The sequence below is a fragment of the Sphingobacterium thermophilum genome (assembly GCF_039541675.1).
In the GTDB taxonomy this organism is placed as follows: domain Bacteria; phylum Bacteroidota; class Bacteroidia; order Sphingobacteriales; family Sphingobacteriaceae; genus Sphingobacterium; species Sphingobacterium thermophilum.
Window position 1 is genome coordinate 1 of the sequence record NZ_BAABGR010000029.1, and the last position, 11226, is coordinate 11226.

An 11226-nucleotide genomic window follows, 5' to 3' on the forward strand; every position below is an offset into this window, starting at 1 on the left:
CGACAAAAGGATAAGAACTAATTTAAATGGAATGAGCCCGGTAGAATACCGAGCTCATCATATCAAAAATATTGCATAAATTCGTCCAACTTTTTGGGGGTAGTCCAATGTTCAGGGCTTTGTTGTTTTTATTTTTTCAAGGCTTTCTCATATCGTGCCGATACTTCCTCCCAGTTGATAACATCCCAGATCGTGGTGAGGTAGTCCGCTCTCTTATTTTGATATCTTAGATAGTAGGCATGTTCCCACACATCTATACCCAAGATTGGCGTTCCCTTTTCTTTAGTAATATCCATGAGCGGATTGTCCTGATTAGGGGTGGAGGTTACCTGCAGCTTGCCTCCATTGTCCACGATAAGCCATGCCCATCCCGAACCGAAGCGCGCCGCACCTGCAGCATTGATTTTTTCTTTCAAGGCATCCAAGGAACCGAACGCTTCGTCTATAGCCTTCTGTAAGGCTGCCGAAGGTTTAGTACCCTTGTTAGGGGTTAGGATAGACCAAAACAGCTCGTGATTGTAGTGGCCTCCCGCATTATTACGCACGGCATCTGAATATTGTGACACCTTAGCTAAAATATTTTCTATAGATTCTTTCTCTGCCGGCGTTCCTGCAATAGCTTTGTTCAGGTTGGCCGTATATCCTGCAGCATGCTTGCTGTAGTGGATCTCCATGGTCTTGGCGTCGATAGCTCCTTCCAAGGCGTCATACGCATATGGAAGTGGGGTCTGTTTGAATTGTGCAAATGTCGTCTGAGCAGCAAATAAAGCTGTAGCTACCAGTGCAGTCTTAAAAATATTCATCTTCATCATTTTATCGTTTTTCAAAAATAGTTCCAAGTACTAAATATAGTAAGCATATTTAATAAATTTATTAATATAACGTCATTTTAAAGGAATTGTTTGGAGAAGCGGTGCGCAAAAAAGGATTTGATAAATTTTAAAAGGGGAGAATAAAAAATGCCTCCTGATTTATGGACAAGAGGCAACCCAAATGTTTTCACAACGGAATAATCCTTATTGTGAATTGCTTTCAAAAGCAAATATAATAATATTTTGAATTAGCAAAATACGGGAAACCGTAAAATTTTAATAAATTTTGATATTAAATTTAGATACTTAAAAATCTGGATTATGGGTAAAAATATTTTAGGCCTCGACTTAGGCACCAACTCTATTGGGTGGGCATTGATTAATCATGATTTTGAAAAGAAAGAAGGAAGAATTTTGGGGTTAGGAAGTAGAATTATTCCTATGACTCAAGATATAAAGGATGATTTTGGGAAAGGAAACTCTATTTCACAAACACGAGACAGGACAACATTTAGAGGTACACGTAGATTAAGGGAAAGACACCTTTTACGTAGGGAACGTTTACATCGTGTTTTAAATGTATTAGGATTCTTACCTAAGCATTATTCTCAATCAATAGATTTTGACAAGAGGATAGGTAAATTCAAGAATGAGACAGAGCCTAAAATAGCTTGGAGACAGAAGAACGAAGGAGAATATGAGTTTGTTTTTACGTCTTCATTTCTAGAAATGGTTGAGGATTTCAAAGCGAATGGTTGGGATAAACCCATTCCTTATGATTGGACTATATATTATCTAAGAAAAAAAGCCTTATCACAAAAAATTTCTAAAGAAGAATTGGCATGGATAATATTGAATTTTAATCAGAAGCGTGGGTATTATCAATTACGAGGCGAGGAAGAGGAGGAAAGCCTCAACAAACTAGTAGAGTTTCATTCTTTAAAAATTGTAGATGTTATTGCTGATGAAGAAGTTAATAAAAAAGGCGAAAGATGGTATTCCTTACAATTGGAGAATGGCTGGGTTTATAGACGGTCTAGTAAAATAGATTTATCGGATTGGAAGGGATTAACTAAGGATTTTATTGTTACTACAGAATTAAATGATGATGGTTCTGTTAAGGTGGATAAAGAGGGTAATGAACGCAGAAGTTTTAGGGCTCCGAGTGAAGATGACTGGACCCTATTAAAAAAGAAAACAGAAAAGGATATTGAAAGTAAGAATCAAACTGTAGGTACTTATATTTATGAGAATCTTCTCAAAAATCCCTCTCAGAAAATTCGTGGTCAGTTGGTAAGAGCCATTGAAAGAAAGTTTTATAGAGAGGAATTAATCGCAATTCTTAAGAAACAAATCGAACTTCAACCTGAGTTGTTTGATGATGGCAGGTATAACGATTGTATTAGAGAGTTATATAGAAATAATGAAGAGCATCAATTTCAATTGAGCAAAAGAAACTTTGTGCATCTTTTTGTAGATGATATCATTTTTTATCAGAGACCTCTAAAAAGTCAAAAATCTACAATAACCAATTGTTCGCTGGAATATCATATTTATAAAGTCACAGACGTAAAAGGAAATTCGGTTGAAAAAAGACAGTACCTTAAAGCAATCCCCAAATCACATCCTTTGTATCAAGAGTTTAGAGTATGGCAGTGGATGTATAATTTTAGAATTTATAGAAAAGATGATAATGCTGATATAACAGATGAATATTTAAACTCTGTCCAGGATTGGGAAAATTTTTTTGATTTTTTGATGCAACAGAAAGAAGTTAATCAAAATGATGTATTAGCTTTTTTCTTAGAGCCTAAAATAAAAATCTTAAATCCTGATTTAAAGCCAAAAGCTTTAAAGGAGAAACTCACACAAGAACTTGCTAAATATAGATGGAATTATGTATATGATGAAGAAAAGAATCAATCTAAAACTTATCCAATGAATGAAACTGGATATGAGATTAGAAGACGGATTGCCAATGTCGATGGAATATCAGCGGATTTCTTGGATAGGGAAAAAGAAATTCATCTATGGCATATAATATACTCGGTTACAGATAAATTGGAGTTTGAGAAAGCTTTAAGATCTTACGCTAACCGCTATAGTTTAGATGAGGAATCGTTTGTCAAAAGCTTTATTAAGCACCCTCCGTATAAAAGTGAGTACGGTAGATTTTCATTAAAAGCTATTAAAAAGTTATTGGCTTTGATGCGTTCAGGGAAATATTGGAAATGGGATGATATTGACGAGAATACGAAAAAAAGAATCCAGAAAATTGTAGATGGTGAGTTTGATGATAAAATAAAAGATAGGGTGCGTCAACAAGCTGAAAAACATCAACTAAAAGTAGAATCTGATTTTCAAGGTTTACCTTTGTGGTTGGCTCAATACGTAGTGTATGATCGTCATTCAGAAAATGAAAACCAAAATAAGTGGAAGTCTCCTGAGGATATTAGATGGTTCTTGGACTCTAAAAATCCAGAAGGATTCAAACAACATTCATTGCGTAACCCAATAGTTGAACAAGTAGTTACCGAAACATTACGCGTAGTAGCAGATATTTGGGACAACTATGGTAAGGGAGAGAAGGATTTCTTTAGAGAAATACATATAGAACTTGGTCGGGATTTAAAGAATCCTGCAGAAGAAAGAAAGAGATTAGCTCAAAAAACAGATGAAAATGAAACTACAAATCAACGTATAAAGGCATTATTGATAGAGTTAAAAGAAAGTACAGACGGAAACCTAAGAGTTGAGGATGTTAGACCTCATTCCCCTTCTCATTTCGAGGCGTTAAAATTGTATGAAGAAGGTGTTTTAAGTTCTGCAACTGATATTCCAGAAGAGTATTTAAAAATCAGTAAAACAGCAGAACCTACAAAAGCAGAATTAGTGCGTTATAAGCTTTGGTTAGAACAAAAGTATCGATCGCCTTATACTGGAGAAATTATATCATTAACCAAGTTATTTTCGGCTGAATATGAAGTAGAGCATGTTATTCCTCGAATGCGTTATTTTGATGATAGTCTGAATAATAAAATTATTTGTGAATCATCGGTTAATAAATTAAAGGATAAGCAATTAGGATTGGAGTTTATTAAAAAGCATGGTGGAGAGATTGTAATAGATGGGGATAAGCGATACCGCATATTAACAGAGAATGAATACAAAGATTTGGTTAAGGAACAGTTTAGTAAAAATTCAAGGAAAAGAAATAATCTTTTATTAGAAGAAATTCCGGATAAAATGATTGAAAGGCAAATTAACGATACAAGATATATCAGCAAATATATTTGTTCGTTACTTTCAAATATTGTGAGAGAGGAGGGAGGAAAAGATGAGGAAGGGAACTCAAAAAATTTGGTGATGGGAAATGGGAAAGTTACTGCGATTTTGCGGAAAGAATGGGGTTTAGATAATGTTTGGAATGCACTTATCCTTCCTCGTTTTGAACGAATGAATCAACTTCTGAATACAGATACATTTACATCCATTAGTAAGGAAGGGCATATAATTCCAACAGTTCCATTTGAATTGTCAAAAGGTTTCGAAAAGAAACGATTAGATCATCGCCACCATGCTTTGGATGCTTTGGTAATTGCGTGTGCAACAGTAAATCATATCCAATACTTGAACAATGAAAATGCTAAAGCTCAAAAAAGACATTTGCAATTTCAATTAGCGAAAACGTTAAGAAACACAGAAAAAGTCTCTGTAGATAAATGGATTAAGGAAGGTAATGTGTGGAAAAAAACGGGAGATAAAAAAGATAAAGAAATTTTAAGTGAGTATATAAAACCATGGTCCACTTTTGTATTAGATGCGAAGCAAGCCTTAGAAAGGGTTGTAATAAGCTTTAAACAGAATCTTAGAGTTATTAATAAAACTACAAATAAGTATGAGAAATTTGTTGAGGAAAATGGTAGACTTATAAAAAAATTAGTTCCTCAAACTAAAGGTGATAGATGGGCTATACGTAAATCTTTACATAGGGATACGTTTTACGGAATTGTCCATCTTCCATGGGTTAAAGTTCCTAAAGGTAAAATCCTTACAGCTACTCGTAAAGCCATAGATATTTCTTTTAATAAAAAGACAATTGCTTCTATAACAGATACAGGAATCCAGAAGATATTGAGAAACTATTTATATTTAAAGGCTAAGGGGTCCCCTGAAGTTGCTTTCTCTCCAGAAGGTTTACAAGAACTCAATGCCAATATTGCTTTGTATAATGAAGGCAAATCTCATCAACCTATAAAAAAAGTCCGAGTTTTTGAATTAGGAAGTAAGTTCCAATTGGGAGAAGCAGGAAATAAAAAGCTCAAATACGTAGAAGCAGACAAAGGAACAAACTTATACTTTGCTATTTATGAAGATGAAAAAGGTAAAAGAAATTTTGGTACGATTCCATTAAATATAGTAATAGAAAGATTAAAACAGGGTTTATCCCCTGTCCCTGAAACTAATGAAAAAGGTCATAGTTTATTATTTTATCTTTCTCCAAACGATCTGGTTTACGTGCCTACTGAAGAAGAAATATATAATGGATTAGATATTGATTTAACGGAAGTTACTAAAGAAAAGGCAGAGCGAATCTATAAAATGGTCAGCTCATCAGGAAGTCAATGTTTCTTCATTCAGCATAGTGTAGCTACTGCTATTGTAAATAAGGTAGAATATTCTGCTTTAAACAAGATGGAAAGAAGTATTGATGGTTTAATGATTAAAGAAATTTGCAGAAAAGTTGGTATAGACAGAATAGGAAATCTAAATCCTAATAGTTTGCTATAGTTGTTAAAAATGATAAAAAAGACTTTAGTATTTACTAATCCTTGTTATCTGTCTTTGCAAAATAGTCAATTGGTTATTACCAATACCGAAAAGGAGGTGAGGACAGTGCCCATAGAAGATATTGGTGTTTTAGTTTTGGAACATCAACAGATTACCATTACGCATGGCGTTATGGCCGCATTAATTCAGAATAATGCGGCCGTAATCACCTGCGACCAGTCGCATATGCCTATAGGTTTGCATCTGCCTTTGGATGGGGGTCATACTCAGACAGAAAGATTTCGATATCAACTGGATGCTTCTTTACCGTTGAAGAAGCAGTTGTGGCAACAGACCGTGTCTGCAAAAATATGGAATCAGGCTCGGGTGCTGGAGAAAATAGGATTTGAGGTAGACAATATGTACCGCTGGTCTAAGGAGGTGCGATCTGGGGATCCGGAAAATTTGGAAGGCAGGGCGGCAGCGTTTTATTGGCAGAGTATTTTTAGCCATAAGTTTCAATTTTACAGAAATAGAGGAGGAGATCCGCCAAACAATCTGCTGAATTATGGTTATGCTGTTTTACGTGCTGTTGTTGCACGAGCACTAGTGTCGTCAGGACTGTTGCCTACCTTAGGCATTTTTCATAGAAATAAGTATAATGCCTACTGTCTGGCGGACGATATTATGGAACCTTACCGCCCTTTTGTGGATTGGGTGGTTTATCGTATAGTGGACGAAGGTTTAGCTTATCAAGAGTTGGATACCACATTGAAATTGCGACTTCTGCAGATTCCTCAAGTGAATGTCTATTTCGACGATATGACAAGTCCTTTGTTAGTTGGTGTATCCCGAACAACAGCTTCTTTGGCCCGATGTTTTGAAGGCAACGCTCGCAAGATTACTTATCCGGAGATAAATTAATTGGAAAGGCTAAATCAATATAGAATTTTGTGGATTCTTGTATTTTTTGATCTTCCTACCGAAACAAAGAAGGATAGGCAGAATCATGCCCGATTTCGAAAAGAAATCATGCGTGATGGATTCGTTATGTTTCAGTTTTCCATTTACATCAGACATTGTAACAGCAGGGAAAATGCGGAGGTCCATGTCAAACGTGTCAAAAGACTGTTGCCCGACAAAGGGAAAGTTGGAATTTTGGTGATTACAGACAAGCAATTTGGAGACATAGAACTTTTTAGCGGTAAAAATCCGGACATACGCCCTGAAACTCCACAGCAGTTGGAACTATTTTAGAATTAAAAAAATATACCAAAATAAAAAATGCAGCTTTACTAAGCTGCATTTTTTGTTTTCTAAAATTTGGTTTAACGATTTGAAACTTAGGTTTTTAAGGCTGTTTACGTTGTTGTAAATATCGGAAAACCTAAGTTTGAAAGCAATTCACAACCAGGCGATGACAACGAACGATTGGTATTTGGTTGTTGTAAATATCGGAAAACCTAAGTTTGAAAGCAATTCACAACAATCGGCGCTTGATGCACTCGTTGGCTTAGGTTGTTGTAAATATCGGAAAACCTAAGTTTGAAAGCAATTCACAACTCGGCAAACCACTCTTTATATTTAGCTGTGGTTGTTGTAAATATCGGAAAACCTAAGTTTGAAAGCAATTCACAACAGCGTCTCTCCGAGCATCTGCCCAAATGTAGTTGTTGTAAATATCGGAAAACCTAAGTTTGAAAGCAATTCACAACTTGTTCTCCTGCGATGTCGTGATGAATAAAGTTGTTGTAAATATCGGAAAACCTAAGTTTGAAAGCAATTCACAACTCCAATATTTTGAAGCCTGGACACAATTTTGTTGTTGTAAATATCGGAAAACCTAAGTTTGAAAGCAATTCACAACTGCATGAAAACAGAATATGAAAAATTTTTAGTTGTTGTAAATATCGGAAAACCTAAGTTTGAAAGCAATTCACAACTGCCTTTGTTACGTTATCACCCTCCCAGATGTTGTTGTAAATATCGGAAAACCTAAGTTTGAAAGCAATTCACAACATAGGTTGTAGGTGTTTGTACTGTATTTACGTTGTTGTAAATATCGGAAAACCTAAGTTTGAAAGCAATTCACAACTCGTAATTCAACAGAACGTTGAAAACGCTAGTTGTTGTAAATATCGGAAAACCTAAGTTTGAAAGCAATTCACAACTTTTGTTGACTTAAGTATTAAAAACTCCATGTTGTTGTAAATATCGGAAAACCTAAGTTTGAAAGCAATTCACAACTTTTTGCTAGTACAAGTTGGTCAAGCGTAAGTTGTTGTAAATATCGGAAAACCTAAGTTTGAAAGCAATTCACAACAGAACGTGGTAGTTTCTTTTTTGTAATAGGTTGTTGTAAATATCGGAAAACCTAAGTTTGAAAGCAATTCACAACCATATTCATTGCCAAATTAAGCTTATTATTGTTGTTGTAAATATCGGAAAACCTAAGTTTGAAAGCAATTCACAACGCTTCGGAAGATGATTTATGCATAATCCTTGTTGTTGTAAATATCGGAAAACCTAAGTTTGAAAGCAATTCACAACTAGGGTCGATATAAGTTGTCAAATCTTTAGTTGTTGTAAATATCGGAAAACCTAAGTTTGAAAGCAATTCACAACTACACCTTAGTGATATACTCGTGTAGTTCCGTTGTTGTAAATATCGGAAAACCTAAGTTTGAAAGCAATTCACAACAGGACCGTGTGGCTAAGTTGGAAGCGCAGTGTTGTTGTAAATATCGGAAAACCTAAGTTTGAAAGCAATTCACAACTCGGTTTGGAGGGTTTGATCTGGAAACAGACGTTGTTGTAAATATCGGAAAACCTAAGTTTGAAAGCAATTCACAACTGTAATTGTGACCGAATTGACCAGAAGAGGGTTGTTGTAAATATCGGAAAACCTAAGTTTGAAAGCAATTCACAACACGCCCCACCCCACTATTACCGGAAGCCACGTTGTTGTAAATATCGGAAAACCTAAGTTTGAAAGCAATTCACAACTACGCTAGTTGCTGATGATCAAGTATTCTTGTTGTTGTAAATATCGGAAAACCTAAGTTTGAAAGCAATTCACAACCTAAATATCTTGGAATTGCTGTCGAAAAGGGTTGTTGTAAATATCGGAAAACCTAAGTTTGAAAGCAATTCACAACTCAGCCAAACGTGTGGCAATAGCCGTGGTGGTTGTTGTAAATATCGGAAAACCTAAGTTTGAAAGCAATTCACAACAATTATGGATGGAAGGGTGAATACAACCGCGTTGTTGTAAATATCGGAAAACCTAAGTTTGAAAGCAATTCACAACCTTCTGCAGGATTCCCTGATGTACGGAACCGTTGTTGTAAATATCGGAAAACCTAAGTTTGAAAGCAATTCACAACCATAGGAGAACACGTCGCCTGCCTTATGGAGTTGTTGTAAATATCGGAAAACCTAAGTTTGAAAGCAATTCACAACAGGTTAAACAATAAATTAAAGTGTTGGAATGTTGTTGTAAATATCGGAAAACCTAAGTTTGAAAGCAATTCACAACTCGACTTTTAGTAGTGCTTCTCTTACTTTAGTTGTTGTAAATATCGGAAAACCTAAGTTTGAAAGCAATTCACAACAGTAATGCTTCTCTTATACTGTCGAGGTTGGTTGTTGTAAATATCGGAAAACCTAAGTTTGAAAGCAATTCACAACCGAGAAAATGAATAGGGAAATAAAAGATTGGTTGTTGTAAATATCGGAAAACCTAAGTTTGAAAGCAATTCACAACAATCCGCAACTAACCATATGCGTGTTCTGTGTTGTTGTAAATATCGGAAAACCTAAGTTTGAAAGCAATTCACAACTATCCATCGGACTATAGTAAGCACCACATTGTTGTTGTAAATATCGGAAAACCTAAGTTTGAAAGCAATTCACAACTCAATGCTAATTTGAGTAATGAAAATCTATGTTGTTGTAAATATCGGAAAACCTAAGTTTGAAAGCAATTCACAACAGATATTCACTAACTCCGAGAATGTTTTTTGTTGTTGTAAATATCGGAAAACCTAAGTTTGAAAGCAATTCACAACTTTCAAAATACAACACATTCTCATTGAAGTGTTGTTGTAAATATCGGAAAACCTAAGTTTGAAAGCAATTCACAACGAGCTTTGATATATGGTCAAAGCCAAACAGGTTGTTGTAAATATCGGAAAACCTAAGTTTGAAAGCAATTCACAACAACCGCAATAAACTATCTATATTCGCATCGGTTGTTGTAAATATCGGAAAACCTAAGTTTGAAAGCAATTCACAACGAAATGCTTTATTTGGTTTTCGATTTTATCGTTGTTGTAAATATCGGAAAACCTAAGTTTGAAAGCAATTCACAACTCCAGTCAGGGTTATTTTGCTGGAACCTTTGTTGTTGTAAATATCGGAAAACCTAAGTTTGAAAGCAATTCACAACGATATGAGATTGAGTGATAAAATAATTAAGGTTGTTGTAAATATCGGAAAACCTAAGTTTGAAAGCAATTCACAACTGCGACCCGCCTTGGGAATTAAGAAATGTGTTGTTGTAAATATCGGAAAACCTAAGTTTGAAAGCAATTCACAACTCCCAGCCGCTATTTTCTGCACCATAAGCTGTTGTTGTAAATATCGGAAAACCTAAGTTTGAAAGCAATTCACAACTGTATCCTTTCGTTGTTGATACGTCCACTTGTTGTTGTAAATATCGGAAAACCTAAGTTTGAAAGCAATTCACAACTTGCAAAGTGATGCATTAATAAACTTCCTGGTTGTTGTAAATATCGGAAAACCTAAGTTTGAAAGCAATTCACAACCAGCGTAAAAATAACGATGTATATACTATGGTTGTTGTAAATATCGGAAAACCTAAGTTTGAAAGCAATTCACAACTCCCAGCCGCTATTTTCTGCACCATAAGCTGTTGTTGTAAATATCGGAAAACCTAAGTTTGAAAGCAATTCACAACTGTATCCTTTCGTTGTTGATACGTCCACTTGTTGTTGTAAATATCGGAAAACCTAAGTTTGAAAGCAATTCACAACTGGAATACAATTTTTTTGCTTAGTCCTCCCGTTGTTGTAAATATCGGAAAACCTAAGTTTGAAAGCAATTCACAACTTGTCAAAGCCTTTTTGTGTAGTGTCTTCCGTTGTTGTAAATATCGGAAAACCTAAGTTTGAAAGCAATTCACAACTTACAGTGAAACCATTATTATCATCTCTTAGTTGTTGTAAATATCGGAAAACCTAAGTTTGAAAGCAATTCACAACGACACACAAAGTACCCAAAGTTTGCCGTTTGTTGTTGTAAATATCGGAAAACCTAAGTTTGAAAGCAATTCACAACTACTAACCGAATTAGCAACACGCAAGAAATGTTGTTGTAAATATCGGAAAACCTAAGTTTGAAAGCAATTCACAACTCTCCTTTCTTTGTTTTGTTAACACAAAATGTTGTTGTAAATATCGGAAAACCTAAGTTTGAAAGCAATTCACAACGCACATACTCCCGATGGTCTTTATCAAATTGTTGTTGTAAATATCGGAAAACCTAAGTTTGAAAGCAATTCACAACTATCTCCTTGTCGCTCTGTATCCGATTATCGTTGTTGTAAATATCGGAAAACCTA

Annotated in this window: 4 protein-coding genes and 1 CRISPR repeat array (1 of these 5 only partly in view); of the genes, 3 read left to right on the plus strand and 1 reads right to left on the minus strand. The window is 35.1% G+C overall.

What is annotated here, in order from left to right:
- Positions 1-128 precede the first annotated feature (128 nt).
- Complete coding sequence (locus ABD873_RS09745; RefSeq protein ID WP_345067859.1) at positions 129-803, minus strand: superoxide dismutase; 675 nt, start codon at positions 801-803, stop codon at positions 129-131.
- Between the two features lie 330 nt (positions 804-1133).
- On the opposite strand from ABD873_RS09745, the gene cas9 reads away from it, so the two are divergent.
- Genes cas9 through cas2 form a run of 3 tightly spaced genes read left to right on the plus strand, consistent with a single transcriptional unit; the run spans position 1134 to position 6839 of the window.
- The gene (gene cas9, locus ABD873_RS09750; protein WP_345067861.1) at positions 1134-5603 is read left to right on the plus strand and encodes a type II CRISPR RNA-guided endonuclease Cas9; all 4470 of its coding nucleotides are present in this window, start codon (positions 1134-1136) and stop codon (positions 5601-5603) included.
- Positions 5604-5612: 9 nt separating this feature from the next.
- Positions 5613-6506 carry a type II CRISPR-associated endonuclease Cas1 gene (gene cas1, locus ABD873_RS09755; RefSeq protein ID WP_345067863.1) on the plus strand — a complete coding sequence of 298 codons (894 nt, stop codon included), beginning with the start codon at positions 5613-5615 and terminating at the stop codon, positions 6504-6506.
- 27 nt (positions 6507-6533) lie between these two features.
- Positions 6534-6839, plus strand: a complete 306-nt coding sequence (cas2, locus tag ABD873_RS09760; protein WP_345067865.1) for a CRISPR-associated endonuclease Cas2 — start codon at positions 6534-6536, stop codon at positions 6837-6839.
- 108 nt (positions 6840-6947) lie between these two features.
- Positions 6948-11226: a CRISPR direct-repeat array (repeat unit 46 nt; unit sequence GTTGTTGTAAATATCGGAAAACCTAAGTTTGAAAGCAATTCACAAC) (it continues 553 nt past the right edge of the window).